This window comes from Terrisphaera buseokensis (genome assembly GCF_047521145.2).
In the GTDB taxonomy this organism is placed as follows: Bacteria; Verrucomicrobiota; Verrucomicrobiia; order Opitutales; family Opitutaceae; genus ER46.
Genome location: NZ_CM134186.1, coordinates 328,375 through 345,819, shown reverse-complemented (window position 1 = coordinate 345,819; position 17,445 = coordinate 328,375). Strand labels below are relative to the sequence as shown.

The 17,445-nt window shown below is 64.7% G+C and carries 13 protein-coding genes; 5 read left to right on the top strand and 8 right to left on the bottom strand.

The genetic code is table 11. The features are described from left to right. Positions 1-1,293 (top strand): TRAP transporter large permease, encoded by a 1,293-nt coding sequence (locus ACLJEU_RS01365; protein ID WP_414663460.1) that lies wholly within the window; start codon positions 1-3, stop codon positions 1,291-1,293. A gap of 59 nt (positions 1,294-1,352) precedes the next feature. Here ACLJEU_RS01365 and uxaC read toward each other — a convergent pair whose 3' ends face one another. The 4 genes from uxaC to ACLJEU_RS01345 form a co-directional block, all read right to left on the bottom strand. Then, positions 1,353-2,792: a glucuronate isomerase gene (uxaC, locus tag ACLJEU_RS01360; RefSeq protein WP_414663461.1), complete on the bottom strand. Its 1,440-nt coding sequence runs from the start codon at positions 2,790-2,792 to the stop codon at positions 1,353-1,355. Positions 2,793-2,875: 83 nt separating this feature from the next. Further along, complete coding sequence (locus ACLJEU_RS01355; RefSeq protein ID WP_414663462.1) at positions 2,876-4,720, bottom strand: tagaturonate epimerase family protein; 1,845 nt, start codon at positions 4,718-4,720, stop codon at positions 2,876-2,878. A gap of 158 nt (positions 4,721-4,878) precedes the next feature. Further along, complete coding sequence (locus ACLJEU_RS01350) at positions 4,879-6,513, bottom strand: peptide ABC transporter substrate-binding protein (RefSeq protein ID WP_414663463.1); 1,635 nt, start codon at positions 6,511-6,513, stop codon at positions 4,879-4,881. Between the two features lie 231 nt (positions 6,514-6,744). Continuing rightward, the gene (locus ACLJEU_RS01345; RefSeq protein ID WP_414663464.1) at positions 6,745-7,242 is read right to left on the bottom strand and encodes a TlpA family protein disulfide reductase; all 498 of its coding nucleotides are present in this window, start codon (positions 7,240-7,242) and stop codon (positions 6,745-6,747) included. A gap of 105 nt (positions 7,243-7,347) precedes the next feature. On the opposite strand from ACLJEU_RS01345, the gene ACLJEU_RS01340 reads away from it, so the two are divergent. Then, positions 7,348-9,720, top strand: coding sequence for a Tex family protein (locus ACLJEU_RS01340; protein WP_414663465.1), 2,373 nt, complete (start codon positions 7,348-7,350; stop codon positions 9,718-9,720). Between the two features lie 299 nt (positions 9,721-10,019). On the opposite strand, the gene ACLJEU_RS01335 is transcribed toward ACLJEU_RS01340, so the two are convergent. From ACLJEU_RS01335 to ACLJEU_RS01320, 4 genes are all read right to left on the bottom strand, one after another. After that, positions 10,020-10,772, bottom strand: coding sequence for a TerC family protein (locus tag ACLJEU_RS01335; RefSeq protein WP_414663466.1), 753 nt, complete (start codon positions 10,770-10,772; stop codon positions 10,020-10,022). A 162-nt stretch (positions 10,773-10,934) separates the two neighbouring features. Beyond that, positions 10,935-11,861 (bottom strand): AEC family transporter, encoded by a 927-nt coding sequence (locus ACLJEU_RS01330; RefSeq protein ID WP_414663467.1) that lies wholly within the window; start codon positions 11,859-11,861, stop codon positions 10,935-10,937. A 397-nt stretch (positions 11,862-12,258) separates the two neighbouring features. Then, positions 12,259-13,506 (bottom strand): BaiN/RdsA family NAD(P)/FAD-dependent oxidoreductase, encoded by a 1,248-nt coding sequence (locus ACLJEU_RS01325; RefSeq protein WP_414663468.1) that lies wholly within the window; start codon positions 13,504-13,506, stop codon positions 12,259-12,261. 293 nt (positions 13,507-13,799) lie between these two features. Then, positions 13,800-14,150: a hypothetical protein gene (locus tag ACLJEU_RS01320; protein WP_414663469.1), complete on the bottom strand. Its 351-nt coding sequence runs from the start codon at positions 14,148-14,150 to the stop codon at positions 13,800-13,802. A 143-nt stretch (positions 14,151-14,293) separates the two neighbouring features. On the opposite strand from ACLJEU_RS01320, the gene ACLJEU_RS01315 reads away from it, so the two are divergent. The 3 genes from ACLJEU_RS01315 to ACLJEU_RS01305 are packed head-to-tail and all read left to right on the top strand — an operon-like array spanning position 14,294 to position 17,223. Beyond that, on the top strand, positions 14,294-15,025 hold the full coding sequence (locus ACLJEU_RS01315) for an ABC transporter ATP-binding protein (RefSeq protein ID WP_414663470.1): 732 nt from the start codon (positions 14,294-14,296) through the stop codon (positions 15,023-15,025). A gap of 19 nt (positions 15,026-15,044) precedes the next feature. Then, positions 15,045-16,844, top strand: coding sequence for a putative ABC exporter domain-containing protein (locus ACLJEU_RS01310; RefSeq protein WP_414663471.1), 1,800 nt, complete (start codon positions 15,045-15,047; stop codon positions 16,842-16,844). A 7-nt stretch (positions 16,845-16,851) separates the two neighbouring features. Then, positions 16,852-17,223, top strand: a complete 372-nt coding sequence (locus ACLJEU_RS01305) for a metallopeptidase family protein (RefSeq protein WP_414663472.1) — start codon at positions 16,852-16,854, stop codon at positions 17,221-17,223. Positions 17,224-17,445 lie beyond the last annotated feature (222 nt).

The window sequence follows — 17,445 nt, the reverse complement described above, 5'->3', positions numbered from 1 at the left end:
ATGAACGAAGCACTCATTCTCGGCCTCGTCTTTTTCGTTCTGCTCCTGCTCGGCATTCCGATCTCGTTTGCGATCGGCACGGCCGCCGTGGCGGCGCTGTTGATGTCACTCGATCCCAGCGCCGCGACCACGGTGATCGCGCAACGCATGGCGACCGGGCTCGACAGCTTCGCGTTGCTCGCGATTCCTTTTTTCGTGCTGTCAGGCCAGCTGATGAATCGCGGCGGCATCGCGCGCCGGCTCATCGATCTCGCGAAGGTGGTGGTCGGCCGCTTCCCCGGCGGACTCGCCTACGTGAATGTACTCGGCAGCATGCTGTTTGGCTCCATCTCCGGTTCCGCCGTGGCCGCCGCGGCCGCAATTGGCGGCGTGATGACTCCGCTGATGAAACGCGAAGGCTACAACCGCGAGTTTGCCGCGGCGGTGAACATCACGGCCGCGCCGATCGGACTCCTGATTCCACCGAGCAACATCATGGTGGTGTATTCGCTGGCGAGCGGCGGCGTCTCGATCGCCGCGCTGTTTCTCGCCGGTTACGTGCCCGGAATTCTCCTCGGTATCGCCTTGATGGTGGTGGTCGGCATCATGGCCAAGCGCCGCGGATATCCGGTCGGCGAGAAGGTCTCGTTCCGTGATGCCGTCGACATCTTCTTCGCGGCCGTTCCGAGCCTCCTGCTCGTCGCGATCGTGATGGGTGGAATCATCATGGGCTGGTTCACGCCGACCGAGGCGAGCGCCATCGCGGTCGCGTACACCTTTGTGCTCTCCGTCGTGGTGTACCGCGAAATCAAGTGGCAGGAACTGCCGGGCATCCTCACTGACTCGGCCGCCACGACGGCGATTGTGCTGCTCCTCGTCGGCACCTCGATGGGCATGTCGTGGGTGATGTCGTCAGCGAACATCCCGCAGACCATCACCGATGCCCTGCTGTCGATCACCCAGAACAAGATCCTGCTGCTGCTGATCATCAACGCGCTGCTGCTCGTCGTCGGCATGTTCATGGACATGACGCCCGCCGTGCTCATCTTCACGCCGATCCTGCTCCCGGTGGTGATGAAGTTCGGCATGAGCCCGCTGCACTTCGGCCTCGTGCTCATCTTCAACCTTTGCATGGGCCTGTGCACGCCGCCGGTCGGCAACTGTCTGTTCGTCGGCTGCGGTGTCGCCGAGACCACGATCGCGAAAGTCTGGCGGCCGATGGTGCCGTTCCTGATCGCGATGTTTGCCGTCCTGATGGCCGTGACCTACTGGCCCGCGCTTTCGACGGCGTTGCCGAAGGCGCTGGGCTTCTGACGGAACTTGTGACGTGAGCCGCGCGCGGGACGCACGGCTCACCCCCGAAAACCAACCGATTACTTCCGCTTCGCAAACTCCGGCGCGAGGTCGAGGCCGAAGTAGTCGCGCGCATTGGCGAAGCTGATGTTGCGCACCATGCCGCCGACGAGCTTGAAGTCGCTGGGAATCTCCCCGCGCGCCATGTCGGTGCCGAGCAGGTTGCACAGCGTGCGGCGGAAATATTCGTGGCGCGGATAACTCACGAAGCTGCGCGAGTCCGTGATCATGCCGACGAACCGCGAGAGGAGCCCGAGATTCGACAGCGCGTTCATCTGCCACTCCATGCCTTCCTTCTGATCGAGGAACCACCAGCCGCTGCCAAACTGCACCTTGCCCGGGATCGAGCCGTCCTGGAAATTTCCGATCATCGTCCCGAGCACGTAATTGTCGTTCGGGTTGTTGTTGTAGAGAATCGTGCGCGGCAGCTGATCGGTCGAGTCGAGCGTGTTGAGGTAACGCGACAGCGCGACGGCCTGCGGGAAATCGCCGATCGAATCGAAGCCGGTGTCGGGTCCGATCTTCGTGAGCAGCCGGGCGTTGTTGTTGCGCAGCGCGCCGAGGTGCAGCTGCTTCGTCCAGCCGCGGGCGGCGTCCCAGCGGCCGAATTCAAGCATCAGATACGAGCCGTAGCGGGCGGCCTCCTCGGGATTCGCCGCGCGGCCGCGCCGCGCCGCATCGAAGACCATCCGGGCCTGCGCATGCGTGCAGGGTTCGGACAGCGCGCTCTCGAGTCCGTGATCCGAGACCCGCGCGCCGATGGCATGGAAGTCATCGTGCCGCTTCTTCAACGCGCCGAGCAGGTCGTCAAAGGTTTTGATGCCGGTCGCATAACCGGCGGTCGTCGCGAGGCGATCGATCCAAGCGTTGAAGCCGGCGGGATTGCCGACGGCGAGGGCCTTGTCGGGCCGGAAGGCCGGGTAAACGCGCGCCTTCAACTTGCCCGGGTTGGCGCGAATTGCCTGATGATGCTCAAGCGAGTCGGCGGGATCGTCGGTCGTGCAGACGACCGCGACCTTGGAGTTGTTGATCAGATCATGGACGCGGAGCTTCGCGAGTTTCGCGTTGGCCTTCTTCCAGATCTTCTCCGCGGACTTGCCGTCGAGGAGATCGTCGACGCCGAAATACCGTTTCAGCTCGAGCGCGCTCCAATGGTAGAGCGGATTGCGCAGCGTGTGCGGGACCGTCTCGGCCCACGCCTGGAACTTGTCGCGCGGCGATGCACCGCCGGTGACGAACTCCTCCTTCACGCCGTTGGTCCGCATCGCGCGCCACTTGTAGTGATCGCCGCCGAGCCAGAGCTCGCTCAGGTCGGCGAACTGGTGGTTCTTCGCGATGAGATCCGGCGGCAGGTGGCAGTGATAGTCGTAGATCGGCTCGTCCTTCGCGTAGCCGTGATAGAGCTCGCGGGCCTGCTTGGTGCCGAGAAGGAAATCGTCGTGAATGAGAGGCTTGGCCATAGGAGAAAGGGAGGGAGAATTCAAAAGCCAGAAAACCAGGAATTCATGGCTTTCCGGCTTTCGAGCGGGGCGTCATTTGAAAATCACTTGGAGATATCGTTCAGCATCTCGTCGAGGCTGACGTAGCGTTCGAGCAGCTTGCGCGCCGCGGCACAGGTCGCCTCCGAGGCGAGGCCGGTGTTCTCCGCGAGAAACACGATGTACGTGGCGATGTTGCGCGCGAAATTGAGCCGGCCTTCGTCGCTGATGCCGTAGAAACGCGCGCGCTGCTGATAACCGGCCGGCGTATGGTCGCCGAGTGCGGCCTTCACGGCCCGGCCGCCGCCGGCGAGGACGTAGAGGAAATTGTACTCGAACCAGAACATGTGCTCGGGGCTCTGCGGCAGTGCCTCGAGCGCGGTGCGCGTCGCGGCGGGCGTGGCGAACACGTCCGTGGCACGGCCGGCCTTCGCGAGCGCGTCCGCCACGAATACGCGTGCCATCTTCTGCTCGGTGGCATCGGTGCTGAACGATCCCGCGAGCGCGAGCTCGAGCGTGAACGTGTACCAGTCGCGCCAGAGCGCCTGATCGGCGGTGTGCTTCGAGGCAAAGAGCGCGCGACCCATTTCGTAGGTGTAGCGGCCGCTGGTCTTGATCTCGAGCCGGCCGCCCGTGACCTGGCCCATCACCTGATAGTTCTCCGCCGACTTGCCCGAGCCCGAGTGGAAACCGATGCTCGCACCGAACTGGCGGCACACGGCCCACTGCTTCTCGATCAAGGTGCGCAGCCCGAGGTTGTCGGGATACGGCATGTTCTTCTGAAAGCCGAACGCCGGCGCGACGAAATGAATCCGCATCCCGAGCGCCTCGCACAACGCGAGCATGATCGCGGTGGTCTCCGGCGTGGTCAGGCCGGGCAGCTCGTCGATGGACAGCTCGCGGAGATACGCCCGACCCGTGGCCGTGGTGAATCGCTTCGCGCGCGCGGCAGCGTACTTGTCATCGCGCTGCTTCATCTTCTGCAACGAAGGCCACACGTAGGCCAGCAGCTTGGCGAAGTCCGACTCGTTGAGCGTGAGACCGACCGACGCCACGCGTGCCTTGATCCTGGATACAATCTCGGCGGGAACGTGAGCGGCGACCCAGGCTGCGGCATCGTCGGCCACCTTCGTCTGCGCGAGTTCGGGCGAGAGGTCGAACGTGATGTAGCTGGCCAGCACGCAACCGGCGACGAGCGCGTCCTCGCGGCTGTCGAACTTGCCGCCGATCGGCTGGTGGTCGGCGTTGAAGCTCCACGCGATCCCGCGGCGGTGAAAACCGGTTTTCAGTTTCGCCAGCACGCAGCCGTGGCTCATGCCCTCGACGCTCTGACCCTGGTGGCCCTCGGGCACATTCGTGCCGATGAAGGGAAACGGCACGCTGTCGAGCTTGCCCGCGAGCATCACATCGACGTCGTAGACGAGTTCGCGCGGAATCGAGTTCTGGTTCGCCGTGACCCCGAGGCTCAGCGCGCTCATCGCCCAGTCAACCGCCGGCCAGTGCAACGTCGTGAAACGAGCGCCGATCCCAAGCGTGCTGCGGCCGAGCTGCTCGGTCGCCGTGGCGAAGATCGTCGAGGCCGGATTGAATTCCTGCACGAGATTCTTCAGCAGCAGGAGATTCGCGAACGTCGCGGGAAACGCCTGGGTGCCATCCGCGAGTTCAATGCCGTCATGCAGGGAGTCAGTCCGCCCCTGCAACCGCCACGCGCAGTCGCCGTTGGCACTCTCCAGCAGCGTCCAAGCCCCCGCCTTCGTCTCAAACCGGCTCTTCGGGTAGACCTTGAGCAGTTTCCCGGCCCGCAAGTGGTCGCTCAACGCCTGCCAATCGAGGCAGAAGTCAGGGCTCACGCACGGATTCGTTGCGATACGCAGGTTGTGCTCGAGCAGGAAACGGTTGATGGCGGACATGGTCGGAGAATGGCGCGGAGCGCGAAAGTGGCTCACATAACACCGCCCGTGACAAGGCTGCTTCCGTCCTGGGACACGGGTCCGAATTTGGCGCGGTGGGGGCCGCAACGCTAAGCCCGGCGGAGGAAGGTTGCGGCGCGCCGAAACCGTCGCCGCGCCTAGCGTCCGGCCGCTGCGAGCGACACGTAGCGATAGTCCGTGTGATCCATCGGCGTCGGCTGCCAGCCTTTCACCGCCGGATGGAGCAGGTAAACATGCGTGTTGAAATAAACCGGGATGATCGGCGCCGCCTCAAGCACCAGCGCCTCGGCCTCGGCGAGCACCTTCGCGCGCGCCGCGCGATCGACGAGGGTGTTGGCGCGATTTGAGAGCGCGTCGTAGGCCGGATCGGACCAACCCGTCTGGTTGTTTCCCGAGTCGCTGCGCCACATGTCGAGAAACGTCGTGGCATCGAGGTAATCGGCGGTCCAGCTGCCGAGGACGGCCTGATAGTCGCCGGAGCGACGGCGTTCGTAGACGGTTTTCTTCTCCTGATTCGCGAGCCGCACCTCGATCCCGAGTTCGCGGCGCCACATCTGCTGAATGGCTTCGCTCACGATACCGAGCATTTCCGAGTTGTGGAAGAGCAGCTCGATCGGCGGAAGTCCGGCGCCACCCGGGAAACCGGCCGCAGCGAGCAGCTGACGCGCCCCGGCGGGATCATAGGCCTTCCGCGCAGGCGGCGTGTAGCCGTCGAGCAACGGCGGCACAAACGTCGCCGCGGGCTGGCGTCCGCCCGGCAGAATTTTTTGCACGAGCGTATCGCGGTCGATCGCGAGCGCGAGCGCCCGCCGGACGCGCGCGTCGTTGAGCGGGGGCCGAGTGACGTTGAGCCGGAAGAAGTGCGTCTCGAGCAGCGCATCGATCCGCAGCGCGGGGGACTTCTCGCGCTGCAGCGGCAGCACTTTCGCGAGCGGCAAGCCCCACGTCAGGTGCAACTGGCCGGTGCGATAGGCGCGTTCCTCGGCGTCGATTTGATCGATGGGATAAAAGTGGATGGCGTTCAGCGCGACGCGCGTGCGATCCCAGTAGGTCGGGGATTTTTCGACGACCACGCGCTGGTTGAGCGACCACTCCTTGAGCACAAAGGGCCCACTGGAGACGAGTGCGCCGGGTTGCGTCCATTTGGTGCCGCGGCTGTAAGCGTCACCGACCGACGCAATCGACCGGACATGGACCGGCCGCCACGGTGAGTTGAGGAGAATCTGCAGGAAGTACGGCACAGGATTCACCAGCGTGACGACCAGCGTGCGGGCATCGGCCGCGCGCACACCGACCGTCGCGAAGTCCCGCGTGGCGCCCTTGTGAAACGCTTCCGCCCCGCGCAGCAGGTAAAGGAAGTAGGCGTATTCAGCCCCCAGGGACGGCGTGAGAATGCGACGCCAGGCATCAACGCAATCCTGGGCCGTGATCCGGTCGCGGTTCGACCACTGCGCGCCCGCCCGCAGGTGAAACGTGTAGGTGAGACCGTCAGGGGAAACGTCCCAGCGTTCCGCGAGACCCGGCACCGGCGCGAGCGTGCCGGGCTCGTAACTGACCAGCGGCTCGAAGAGCGACTGGATGATCTTCGCGTCGCCGGTGTTGGTGACGGTCTGCGGATCGAGATCAGACGGTTCGGCGCCAATGCTGACATGAAGGACGCCCGCGCGATTGCCCTGCTCGACGGTCGTCTCACGCTTCGCGCAGCCAGCGACGACGGCGGTCAGGCACGCCAGGCTGAGGCAAATGCGGACGAAGTAGGAAGGTCGATGCACAGGCGGGACGGGAAACGAGGCGCTATCGGACGAGGGCAGCAAAGCAGCTGCGGCGAACTGAGGCAGTTGCACGCGTAAAGGTGAAGATATAATGTTTCGGCCACCCACGGGAGCGCAGGCCTCCGGCCTGCTCACTCAGCAGCGTTTCGGATGCAGGCGGGACGCCTGCGCTCCCGGGCAAGAACGAACCGTCCCCGTGCGCAAAGGCGGCTCCGGGTTCCCGCCCATCCGTCACTCGTCCCACTTGCTCGCCGTGTCCTTGATCATCTGCTGCAGCATCGGGAAACGGACTTCGCCGTAATTGAGCGCATACCGCAGCTTGCCATCCCGGTAGATCCACGTTGCCGGCAGCCAGTTGACCGGCAGGCCGAGAAACGACGTCATCTTCTCCTCGTCCCGTCGCGACGCGTTGGGATGCAGCAGCAGCTGGAAATTTTTCTGCGGACCGACGCCCAACTTCGCGAGCACCGCGCGGCCGTCGCCGTTGTCGCCAGTCCAGGTGGTGACGAAGATGAAATTAACCTCCGGGTTGGCGTCGATGAAGCTGCTCCAGCCGTTCTTCTTCAACTCGCCGTAGCAGTGCGGACACCACGGTGCCCAGAAATGCACGATCGTGATCTTCGGCGACTTCACCGCCTCCGCCACCTGGCGCTCGATGGGGAGCAGATCCGCGGCCGCGGCGACCGCGCCCGACAGGATCAGCGTCAGCCCCAGGAGAAGTGATTTCATCGCGGCACCGTAACGCCGAACTTTCGGCGCGCAATCGCCGGCCACGTCATTTTCGAGATTGCGCCCACCCGGAAGGGCCCGCTGTTGTCGGCCACCTTTACTTGCATGTCTGCTGTCGCCACGCCGGCCTCCACCACGTCCCCGAATCCCGACCACGTTCTGCGCCTCGCGCAGGAGCTGAACGTCAAAGTCTTTCAGGTCGCCGCGACCGCCCAGCTCATCGCGGAAGGAGCCACGGTGCCGTTCATCGCCCGCTACCGCAAGGAAGCCACCGGCGAACTCGATGAAGTGCAGGTAACCTCCATCCGCGATCGCCTCGAACAGCTGCGCGCCCTCGACGAACGCCGCGCGGCGATCCTGTCCTCGCTGAAGGAGCGCAACCTGCTCACGAAGGAACTGGAGCAGGCCATCACCGCCGCCGACACCCTGACCGCGCTCGAGGACATCTACCTTCCCTTCCGGCCGAAGAAGCGCACGCGCGCGACCATTGCGAAGGAAAAGGGCCTCGAGCCTTTGTCGGAATTGCTGTGGGCGCAGGATCCGGCAACCGATGTGACCGCCGCCGCACAGGCGTATGTGGGCCGCGAGTACGTCGCCGACGACGGCAAGAACGTGAAGTCCAAGATCGCCTCGATCGACGAGGCGCTCGCCGGCGCTCGCGACATCCTCGCGGAGCGCGTGAGCGACGACAAGGACGCCCGCGCCCGGCTGCGCGCCGTGTACCAGCGCGATGCCGTCGTCTCCTCCAAGGTGATGCCAGGAAAGGAAAACGACGGCGAGGCCGCGAAGTTCAAGGACTACTTCGAATGGAGCGAGCCGCTGGCGAAGGCGCCCTCGCACCGCGTGCTCGCGATGCGCCGCGGCGAAAAAGAGCTGTTTCTCATGATGCGCGTGCAGCTGGCGGACGAGACTGCGGCGTTCGCCACGGTGCAGTCACTGTTCGTGAAGGCGAAGTGCCCCGCTGCGGATCAAGTCATGCTCGCCGTCCAGGACGCCGCCAAACGCCTTCTCGCGCCGGCGATGGAAACGGAGATGCGGCTCGAGTCGAAGAAGCGCGCCGACGAGGCCGCGATCAAGGTGTTCACCGACAACCTGCGCGAGCTGCTGCTCTCCGCGCCGCTCGGCCAGCGCGCCGTGATGGCGATCGATCCCGGTTTCCGCACCGGCTGCAAAACCGTGCTGCTCGATCGCCAGGGCAAGCTGCTGCATAATGACGTCATCTTTCCCGACCGCCACGCGGAGGAGGCGAAGGAAAAGCTCCTCGGCTTCGTGAAGTTCTTCAACGTCGAGGCCATCGCCATCGGCAACGGCACCGCCGGCCGCGAGACGGAGGCGTTCGTCCGCACGCTCGGCCTGCCGCCCGCCATCACAATCGTAATGGTGAACGAATCCGGCGCCTCGATCTATTCCGCCAGCGAAGTCGCGCGCGAAGAGTTTCCCGACCACGATCTCACCGTCCGCGGCGCCGTATCCATCGGCCGGCGACTGATGGATCCGCTCGCCGAATTGGTGAAGCTCGATCCAAAGTCGATCGGCGTCGGTCAGTATCAACACGACGTCGACCAGTCCGCGCTCAAGCGCTCGCTCGACGACACCGTCGTGAGCGCCGTGAACGGCGTGGGCGTCGAGCTCAACACCGCCTCGAAGCAACTCCTCAGCTACGTGTCGGGCCTCAACACCGCGACGGCCGCCGCCATCATCGCGCGCCGCAACGAAAAGGGTGCGTTCAAGTCGCGCGCTGATTTGAAAGAGGTGCCGCGCCTTGGCCCGAAGGCGTTCGAGCAGGCCGCAGGCTTCCTTCGCATTCGCGACGGCTCGCACCCGCTCGATGCCAGCTCGGTGCACCCGGAGCGCTATGCGCTCGTGGAAAAGATGGCCGCCGACCTCGGCGCCACCGTTGATGACCTGATTCGCGACGGCAAACTGCGCGCGCGGATCAAGCTCGAGGCTTACGTCACCGCCGACGTCGGCCTGCCCACGCTGACCGACATTCTCGCCGAGCTCGCGAAACCCGGGCGCGACCCGCGCCAGAAATTCGAAGCCTTCAGCTTCACCGATGGCATCAACCGGCCCGAGGATTTGAAGCCGGGCATGAGGCTGCCGGGCATCGTGACGAACGTCACCGCCTTCGGCGCCTTCGTGGACATCGGCGTGCACCAGGACGGCCTCGTCCACGTCAGCCAGCTCGCCGACACCTTCGTCAAGGAACCCGCGACGGTCGTGCGCCCGCAGCAGAAAGTCATGGTGACCGTGACCGAGATCGATCTGGCGCGGCAGCGGATCGCCCTCTCGATGCGCAGCAAGCCCGAGATCGGGCCGAAGCAATCCAGCGCACCCGGTTCAGGTCCGCGCACGAGTCCCGGCGGTCCGCGGCCCGGCAACTTCAACAGCCCCCGGCCCTCGGCACCCGCTGCGCCGCGTCCACCAACCTCGCTCACCGGCGATTGGTTCAGCGCGGCGATGAACAAGAAAAAGTAAGCGAGGGAGCGCCGGCCTCTGGCCGGCTTTTAAAGGCAGATGCAGGCCGGAGGCCTGCGCTCCGCGGGAGAAACGTCTCGGATTTTTGGAGACAGAATTGGCCGAATCATACCAATCGCTCTTTGCGTTTGGACTTTAGCCGTGGCTAGGAGCGCCAGCGAGTGGTCGAACGACCACTCGCTGGCGCTCGTAGCCACGATCGATCCAGAAATCCAAAAGCAAGGAGCGATTGGTATCAGGCCACGTGTCGCACGTGCCCTGAAATTCCGTCCATTCTGTTCATTCTGTCTAAAAAGGCCTCACCGGTATGGCTGATGCAGCTCGACCGGCTTAACCTTTTTCTGCTTGGTGCGCAGACGGAGATTCAACATCTCAACCGCGAACGCGAAGGCCATGGAGAAGTAGATGTAGCCCTTCGGAATGTGGAAGCCCATGCCTTCACCGATCAGCGTGACGCCGATCAGGATCAGGAAACTCAACGCGAGCATCTTGAGCGTCGGGTGATGGTTCACGAAGTCGCTGATCGCTCCGGCAAAGACGAGCATCACGCCGAGCGCGATCACGACGGCGGTGACCATGACCCAGATGTTATCCGCCATGCCGACCGCCGTGATGACCGAATCCAGCGAGAAAACGATGTCGAGGAGCAGAATCTGCACGATCACGGCCGCGAACGATACGCGACTCTTCGCGTTGGTGACATGGCCGTCCTCTTCCTCGAGCTTCTCGTGCACCTCGCGCACGCTCTTCCAAATCAGGAAGAGGCCGCCGATCAGCAGCACAAGATCGCGCCCGGAAATCCCGCGGTCCACGATCGGAAACGTGAACAGCGGCTTCGTGAGCCCCATGATCCACGTCAGGCTCATCAGCAGCAAAATGCGCGTGATGAGCGCGAGCGAGAGGCCGAGTTTTCGCGCCCGCGCCTGCTGCTCCACCGGCAGCTTGCCCGCGAGGATCGAGATGAAGATGACGTTGTCGATGCCGAGCACGATCTCCAGCGCGGTGAGCGTGAGGAGGGAAATCCAGATCTGGGGATCACTAAGCCATTCCATAGTGCGCGAGAGCTAGAGGGCCCGATGAGCCCCGGTCAACGCGCGCGGCGCGGAAAGAGGGCCGTCGTTTCCCCGGTGGTATCCCGATCGTGCTGGGCTGGCTGGCATCGGTCGGAGGCGACCGGGGGCGGTCGCGGTCCCGGTTCAACCCGGCAACAGGCATTAGGGTCCCGCCACGCCCACCCATTCGAGCCCGGCGCGCAACCAGAGCGGAATAACGAAGATTCCCAGCGCCGTCGTGCCCAGCACGATTTGCACGGCGGTCCCCGGATGACCGCCGTAGAGGCGGGCGATGATGATCGGAATCACTGCCGTCGGCATCGCCGCCTGCACCACCAGGACGCGTTTCAATTCCAGCGAGCACGGCAGAAACTTGGCGAGGGCAAGAATGACCACCGGCAACGCGCCCAGCCGCAGCGCCATCGCCGCGACAGAGACGCGCGCATCAAACAGCTCCCGCGGCTGATGGAGGTATTGCGCGAGATTCACCCCCGTCATGATCAGGCCCAGCGGGATCGCGCACACGCCGAGGGCGTGCACCGTGGTCGTCAGCACCGTGGGCAGCAGCGGGGTGAGCTGGGTGAGATTGCAGACCACGGCCAGCACGAGCGTGATCAGGATCGGGCTCACGAGTTTGCGCCACCCTTCGCGCAGCGACTGGCCGCTCAACACCAGCACGCCGACCGTCCAGATCGCGATCTCGACGCCGACATTGTGCACGAGCAGCACACCGCGGCTTTCGGGGCCCCAGATGGCCTCCATGATCGGCAGCGGCAGGTATCCGTAGTTCGCGATGCCCACCGCGAGTGCAAACGTCCGCAGCCCGGTGCCGACGTGCAGTCCGATCGCGCGCGCGACCAGGAGCCCCGCGCGAATCCCAAACCACGTAACGCAAAAGCCCACCAGCGGCGGCAGCAGCAGGTTCTCCGGCGAACGCAACGCGGTGTTGCCCGCCACCGACTCGAAGATCAGGCACGGATAGCAGACGTTGACGACGAGCCGGATGAGGCTCGTTTCCGCGTCGCCTTCGATCCAGTGCACCCGCCGCGCCGCCACGCCCACGCCGATCAGCGCGAAGACGGGAAGCACCAGCAGGAGGAGTTGGAAGTAGGAAGGAATGGGAGGCGGCGGGACGGAGAGACAGCGGGAGGGAGCGAAGGAGGGAATGAGAGCGGGACCGCGCGGCTACAAGAGCGCGGTGTGTCTTGGGAAAACCGGAAACCGGAGTCCGGAGACCGGAAACGCTGCTCACATTGCGGATTTCGGATTGCGGAATGCGGATTTTTTCGAACCGCGCGAATCGGTTTCCGGTTTCCGGTTTCCGGTTTCCGGTTTCCGGTTTCCGGTTTCCGGTTTCCGGTTTCCGGTTTCCGGTTTCCGGTTTCCGGTTTCCGGTTTCCGGTTTCCGGTTTCCGGTTTCCGGTTTCCGGTTTCCGGTTTCCGGTTTCCGGTTTCCGGTTTCCGGTTTCCGGTTTCCGGTTTCCGCTCACGCCCTTCCCGCCATTGCCAGCCCGGCGATCATACCCGTCGTCCAGGCGGCCTGGAAATTGAAACCGCCCGTCACGCCGTCGACGTCGAGCACTTCGCCGGCGAAGAACAAACCGGGACACAGCCTGCTTTCCATGGTGCGAAAATCCACCTCGCTCAGGCGCACCCCACCGCAGGTCACAAACTCGTCCTTGAACAGGCTCTTCCCCACGACCTTCAACTCCGCCGCGGTGAGTTGGTGTGCAAGCGTGCCCAGCGCGGTATTGCCAACCGTGCTCCACGGACTCGTCGGGGCGATGCCCGCGGACGTCACCAGCCGCTCCCACAATCGCTGCGGCATCGCGAGCGGACTCCAGGTCGCGATCTGCTTGCGCGGATTTTTGTCCCGCACGGCCGTCAACTCGTGCACCAGGGAATCGCGCGTGTGCGGCGGCGCGAAGTTCACCGTCAGCGGAAATTCGTAGTGGCGCGTCGCGAGTTCGCGCGCGCCCCACGCCGAGAGTTTCAGGATCGCCGGACCGCTCAGGCCCCAGTGCGTGATCAACAGCGGCCCGCTTTCGCGCAACTTGGTGCCGGGCACGCTCACGGTCGCGTTCTCCACCGACACCCCGGAAAGTCCGATCAGCCGCGCATCGTCGATGTGAAAGGTGAACAGCGACGGCACGAGCGGCTCGATCGCGTGACCGAGCGCCTCCGCGATTGTGAATCCGGCCGACGATCGGTTGCCACCCGTGGCAAGCAGCAGGCGCTCGCAACGCACCCCGGTGCCGTCCGTCAGCGTGACCCAGAAGGAAGGTCCGCCTGCCGTGCCGACCGACTCCACCTTCCGCACGCCCATGCTCGACACCAGCTTGACGCCGGCCGCTTCAGCGGCGCGCGTCAGGCACTCGACAATCGTCGCCGAGTCATCCGTCACGGGAAACATCCGGCCGTCGTCCTCGGTTTTGGTTTCCACGCCGCGCTCCGCAAACCAGGCCACGGTGTCGCGCGGCTGCCAGCGATGAAACGCCCCCAGCAACTCGCGCCCGCCGCGCGGATATTTCTTCACCAGTTCCCGCGGCTCGAAGCACGCATGGGTCACGTTGCAGCGTCCGCCGCCGGAGACGCGCACCTTGGCGAGCGGATGCGCCGTGGCCTCATACATCGTCACCTCGCCCGCCGCCCCCAGCGTTTCCGCGCAGGCAATGGCCGCGAAATATCCCGCCGCCCCACCCCCGACAATGATCACGCGCGTTTTCTCGGCCATGGCCGGACGCTGGGCACACGCGGGTGCGAGTCGAAAGCGAAATGGCTGCGATCTTCACCCGCCCACTCACCCATTGCGCACGCCCTTCACCCTTTGTGAACGGCCGCGACTCTACCACTTTTCCCCCGTCACCTCGGTAATCCCCCGCCTCACCTCACGGCCTTTTCCCGATCCCCGCCCGTTCAACTCCACTACAATTACGACTCCTTCTTGGGATCCGGGCACAAAAAGGCCGCCGCGGGCTGCGATCCGCGGCGGCTAGTAACACCAACCCCTGACAAATTCTTCCAGACTTACTGGTTCTTCTTGCCGCCCTTACCACCGGCGGGAGCCATCGCATCATACTTGGCCTGCTGCTCGGCGGTCAGCACGGCGCGAATGGCGTCACGCTGCTTCTTCTGGATGGCGGCGCCCTTCTCCTTGCGCTCTTCCTTCGGCACACCCTGCATTTCCTCGCGGGTCTTGCCCATGATGGCGGTGATCTTGGCTTTCTGGTCAGCGGAGAGAGAGCCAACGGCCGTCTCAATGCGTTCAATCTGCTGCTCGGGGGTCATCTGACCCTTCTTTTCCTGAGCTTGGGAAACGGATGCGGACGCCACGATGCCAAAGGCAACGGCGGTAATAAGAGCTTTGAAGGATTTCATGATCGTATCTCGGGGTGAGTTGCTGGGTTTAAACGGTCTCGGCGTAGGCCGGACTTCGGGGCAAGACGGCGGGTCAGGGGAAGGGTTACGCTGATTTTGCGCGAGCTTGCCGACACCGCTCACAACCCGCAGCTTCGCCGCCCATGATCGAGGTTCAAGGGCTGCACAAGCGTTACGGCAACTTCACCGCGGTGAGTGATTTGTCGTTCGCGGTGCGCCAAGGCGAAGTGCTGGGTCTCGTCGGTCCCAATGGCGCGGGCAAAACCAGCACCCTGCGCTGCCTGGCCGGCATCATTCCCGCGAGCAGTGGGACCGTCCGGATTGCCGGGCACGATCTCGCCGCGGATCCGATCGCGGCGAAACGGGCGCTGGCGTTTTTTTCGGACGAACCCCGGCTTTTCGACTACCTGACGGCGCGACAGCACCTGAACTTCGTGGCGCGCATCTACGGAGTGGCGAATCACGAGGCGATCGCGCAGCCGCTGCTCGAGGAGTTCGAGATCGCGGACAAGGCCGACCAGCTCCCCGGCGAACTCTCGCGCGGGATGAAGCAGAAGCTGGCGATCGCCTGCGGCCTGCTGCACAGCCCGCAGGTGATGTTCTTCGACGAGCCGCTCACCGGGCTGGATCCGCTTGGCATCCGGCGGATGAAGAACTCGATCATCAAGCGGGCCCGCGCCGGTGCCACGATCGTGTTGAGTTCCCACCTGCTGCATCTGCTCGAGGAGGTCTGCACGCATGTCCTGATTCTCAAGCGCGGCGAAAAGATCGCTGACGGCACGCTCGCGGAGGTGTCGGCGCGGTTCAGCAACGGCGACGCCAACGTGAACCTCGAGGAAATTTTCCTCCGCGCGACCGGCGGTTCGGACATCTGAGGCGGGTGCCGTTCGCCCCATGCTGCGCGCGTTGCTCTATCTCCGGCTGACGTCGTTCAAGAACTGGCTGATCGCGCGCGCGCGGCGGCTGCGCCAGCCGAAATACCTGATCGGGGCGGTGGTCGGTTGCGCGTACTTCTACTTCTTTTTCTTTCGCAGCTTCAGCCAGACTGCCGGGCCCAGGGTGCCGCGCGCGATGACGCCCGAGGCCCTCCAGGCGATGGAAGCCGCGCAGGCGTCGCTGCCCGTCGACTGGCTGCCGGCCACCACCGCGCTCGGGTCGCTCGCGCTGCTGATTTTCATTTCGTTCATGTGGGTGGTGCCCGCGCAACGCGCCGCGCTCGGCTTCACGGAAGCGGAGATCGCGTTCCTGTTTCCCGCGCCGATCCCGCGTCGCGGCCTCGTGCACTTCCGGCTGCTGAGCGCACAGTTTCGCAGCCTGATGGGTGCCGCGGTCATGATGCTGTTTTCGAACCGCTGGACGATCATCGGCGGCAACGTCGCCACGCATGCCATCGGCTGGTGGTTCATCTTTTCCGCGCTCAATCTTCATTTCAGCGGAGCGTCGTTCACGCTGACGCGGCTTACCGATCTCGGATTGGGCGCGTGGCGGCGGCGCGCTTATCTGCTCGGCACGATTGCGACCGTCTTCCTCGCCACCGGCCTGCGTCTCCCGGCCGATGTTCAAGTTCCGGCCTTGGGCGCCGGCATCGAGCTCCAGCCCGCGATCGACTGGTTGGTCACGCTCACGCAGACCGCGCCGCTCAGCTGGCTGCTGGTGCCATTCAAGCTCGTGATCGGTCCGTTTCTCGCGGTCGACGTGCGGCACTTTCTCCTCTCGCTGGGGCCGGCCTTGCTGGTGGTGACACTGCACTATCTGTGGGTGGTGCGCACGGCGGTGGCGTTTGAAGACGCCTCGGTCGACTACGCGCAGAAACGCGGGGCCCGGATCGCGGCGTGGCGTTCGGGCGAGCGCCGGCCTGGCACGCTGCCGACCAAGGCGCGGCCCGCGCCATTTTTTCTCGCGAGCCAAGGCCGGCCGGAACTGGCGTTCCTGTGGAAAAACCTGCTGTCCACGTGGCCGTACTTCAACCTGCGCGTGTTTCTCGGCTGCGCGGTCGTGATCGTCGGCAGCAGCCTCTGGCTGAACACCCAGCCCGAGTGGCGGCCACTGCTGCCAGGAGTCGGGATGATGGCGTTGATTTTCGGTGCCTACGCGCTGATCACCGGGCCGCAGTTCGCGCGGCAGGATATCCGCAGCGATCTGGCGCACGCGGACACGTTGAAGACGTTTCCGCTGGCCGGCTGGCAGATCATCCTGGGCGAACTGCTCACGCCCGTCGTGATCCTCACCGCCGTGCTCTGGCTGACGCTCCTCGCGATCGGTTTCACCTTCTATCCCGTGAGCGGAGGCATCGAGTGGCTCACCCTGCCGGTCCGGATCACGGTCGGACTCGGGCTGGCGGCGATTGCACCGGCGCTGGTCGCGTTGCAATTGCTGGTGCCCAACGCGGCGGCGCTGCTGTTTCCCGGCTGGTTTCAGGCCAGTCGGATGCGCGGCGGCGGCCCCGAAGTCATCGGCCAGCGCATGATCTTCTTCTTCGCCCAGCTGCTCACGATGCTGCTCACGCTGGTGCCGCCGGTCGGCTTGGCGGCCCTCGTGATTTTCATCCTACAGTGGCTGGTGGGACCCGTCGCCGCGGTGCTCGTGGCCACCGTCGTTGTCCTGGTGGTGCTGCTGGGCGAGGCGTGGTGCGGACTCTGGCTGCTGGGCGAACGGTTCGAGAAGCTCGACCTGTCCACGGACTTGAAGTCGTAATCGCGGCATGGACCCGGCCCGTCTGACCCAAATCGCCGCCGACACCGTCGGTGCCGCGCAACGCCAGCTGCCACCGGAAATCCGGGTGTTGGCCCGGGGCGTCGCCGTGCACTACGAGCATGTACCGGCCGGCGACGTGCTCGCCGACGGCTTCGAGCCGGACATCCTGGGCCTGTTTACCGGCAGCGCGCACGGCACGGAACTGTCGCAGGACAACCTGGCCCCGCCCCAAATCCTCCTTTACCTCGACAATCTCTGGGACTTCGCCGGAGGCGATGCCGATGTCTTCCGCGATGAGGTCAGACTGACCTATCTGCACGAGCTCGGGCACTTTCTCGGGTGGGACGAAGACGAACTCACCGTGCGCGGACTGGATTGAGCCGGAGACGGAGCAGCAGGCGCGCGACAATCACTACAACCCGCAATCTGGCGGCCCACGGAACACGCGGAAGACACGGAAGGACCGGGGACGCTTTCGCGTCATCCCGTGTGGTGAGGGTTCGGGTGCCACGGGATGCACGCAAATGTGGGGCTTTGGTGCGACGGACCGCGGAGTTGGGAACCAAACGAGGCTCACTTTGTCCGGGCTGGGCGGGATGCA

What these genes read in the sequence shown, in the direction of transcription:
- ACLJEU_RS01355 (WP_414663462.1), bottom strand. Translation starts at nt 4,720, where the DNA reads ATGTCCGCCATCAACCGTTTCCTGCTCGAGCACAACCTGCGTATCGCA.
- ACLJEU_RS01305 (WP_414663472.1), top strand. Translation starts at nt 16,852, where the DNA reads ATGGACCCGGCCCGTCTGACCCAAATCGCCGCCGACACCGTCGGTGCC.
- ACLJEU_RS01325 (WP_414663468.1), bottom strand. Translation starts at nt 13,506, where the DNA reads ATGGCCGAGAAAACGCGCGTGATCATTGTCGGGGGTGGGGCGGCGGGA.
- ACLJEU_RS01335 (WP_414663466.1), bottom strand. Translation starts at nt 10,772, where the DNA reads ATGGAATGGCTTAGTGATCCCCAGATCTGGATTTCCCTCCTCACGCTC.
- ACLJEU_RS01320 (WP_414663469.1), bottom strand. Translation starts at nt 14,150, where the DNA reads ATGAAATCCTTCAAAGCTCTTATTACCGCCGTTGCCTTTGGCATCGTG.
- ACLJEU_RS01365 (WP_414663460.1), top strand. Translation starts at nt 1, where the DNA reads ATGAACGAAGCACTCATTCTCGGCCTCGTCTTTTTCGTTCTGCTCCTG.
- ACLJEU_RS01315 (WP_414663470.1), top strand. Translation starts at nt 14,294, where the DNA reads ATGATCGAGGTTCAAGGGCTGCACAAGCGTTACGGCAACTTCACCGCG.
- ACLJEU_RS01310 (WP_414663471.1), top strand. Translation starts at nt 15,045, where the DNA reads ATGCTGCGCGCGTTGCTCTATCTCCGGCTGACGTCGTTCAAGAACTGG.
- ACLJEU_RS01345 (WP_414663464.1), bottom strand. Translation starts at nt 7,242, where the DNA reads ATGAAATCACTTCTCCTGGGGCTGACGCTGATCCTGTCGGGCGCGGTC.
- ACLJEU_RS01340 (WP_414663465.1), top strand. Translation starts at nt 7,348, where the DNA reads ATGTCTGCTGTCGCCACGCCGGCCTCCACCACGTCCCCGAATCCCGAC.
- uxaC (WP_414663461.1), bottom strand. Translation starts at nt 2,792, where the DNA reads ATGGCCAAGCCTCTCATTCACGACGATTTCCTTCTCGGCACCAAGCAG.